This window comes from Streptomyces sp. NPDC045470 (genome assembly GCF_040646595.1).
GTDB lineage: Bacteria > Actinomycetota > Actinomycetes > Streptomycetales > Streptomycetaceae > Streptomyces.
In genome coordinates, this window is sequence record NZ_JBEZAN010000059.1 from 1 (window position 1) to 1,538 (window position 1,538).

1 protein-coding gene and 1 pseudogene are annotated in these 1,538 nt (G+C 66.4%); one reads left to right on the forward strand and one right to left on the reverse strand.

Translation table 11 applies throughout. The features are described from left to right. On the reverse strand, positions 1 to 820 hold an 820-nt coding region (locus AB0A97_RS41630; protein WP_361161314.1), incomplete at its 3' end, for an IS110 family transposase. A 418-nt stretch (positions 821 to 1,238) separates the two neighbouring features. Here AB0A97_RS41630 and AB0A97_RS41635 point away from each other — a divergent pair. Beyond that, positions 1,239 to 1,520, forward strand: a pseudogene (locus AB0A97_RS41635) (transposase); the annotation flags it as partial. Between the last annotated feature and the right edge of the window lie 18 nt (positions 1,521 to 1,538).

Below are 1,538 nucleotides of genomic sequence, written 5' to 3' on the forward strand. Positions count from 1 at the left end.
GTGTTGCGGCTTCTTCGAGCTGGTCGGCGTTGTCGCAGGCGGTGTTCAGTTGCCTGAGTAGTGCGGAAGTCTGATGTCCGAGAGCCGCTTCGACCTGCGGAAGCTGGTGAAGGTAGTCGCGTTGGAAGACCTCGTGGATCCGTTCGGCTTCGGCCTGGATGCCGCGGATGCGGCCGGCTTGCTTGAGCAGAGACTGCAGACGCCGCCGTGTCAGCTTCGCAGCCGATGCTGGGGTCGGTGCCGCGGCCAGGATGCTGCGGGCTTCCCTTGAGCACAGGCCGTGCTTGTGCTGGGCGAAGGCGGTGAGGATCGCCGGATAGAACTCTCTGAGCTGGGAGCGGAGCTTGTTATGGGCCTGGCCGCGGGCCCAGACGGCGTCCTGCTGGGCCCGGGCGAGCACGGTGATGGCCTGGACGAGCTCGGAGTCCGCTGGCAGCGGGCGGTGGGCGGCCATGTCGGTCCGCAGGATGTTGGCCAATGCCGCGGCGTCGACGGCGTCCGACTTCTTGCGGGCGACGGAGTGGCGGTCGCGGTAGCGGGCGACCGCCAGCGGATTGATCGCGAAGACCGGACGGCCGGTGGCCCGCAGGCAGGCGACAAGCAGTCCGCGTGATGTCTCGATCGCCACCGGAACGGGTGTGTCCTCGCTGTCACCGTGCTCGGCCAGCAGAGCCATGAGCTCAGCAAAGCCTGCGGCATCGTCACTGATCCGCACCTTGGCGAGCTGTTGTCCACCCGCATCGACCAGTGCGATGTCGTGGTGCTCTTCGGCCCAGTCCACTCCGCAGAACACTGGCGCCGGTAACCCGGTGATGTCCATCCGATCCTCCGTCGTGACGACTCTCTTGCCAGGTCAGAGCCTGTGCAGGGTGCGCGTGCTCCCTAATGGAAGTGCTCAAGGCACGTCATCCCACCAGCCGTTCGCAACCCCAGCGAGTCACACGGCCCTCGGTCCGCGTCAGAGCTGAAAGCTCAAGGCAGAGCTGAGAGGTGATCCGCGCAACCGGCTCGGACTACGAACAGCCAACCGGCCGAGAACCGCAGGCGGACCGTCCCGCAGGAACGGCATCCTTTCGGTGCCCTGGCAGCACGAACCGCACCTGATTCCGCACACTTCTGACCAGACTGCTGGGCGCGAGCCGGCCTCGTCTTGTCAACAGGGCTCTCAGGCCCGGGCATACTCAAAGGCTCAGCTCGCGCCCCTGAATCAGCTACCACCGGCCTTCACTTCCCATTAGGCCTACTCATCCCGGGCGATCCGCCATCACCTGCGGCAGCGCGGGGTCCGGGCGGTGATCCCGCAGCCCGCCGACCAGGCCGCCAATCGCAAACGGCTCGGCCGGCTTGGCGGCCGTCCGCCGGCCTTCGACCGTGTCGCCTACAAGCAGCGGAACACCGTCGAACGCTGCATCAACAAGCTCAAGCAGTGGCGCGGCCTGGCCACCCGATACGACAAGACCGCCACCATCTACCTCGCCGGACTCCACCTCGCCGCCATCTTCATCTGGTCGGCGAGATGATCCGAAGGAAAGGCCCTA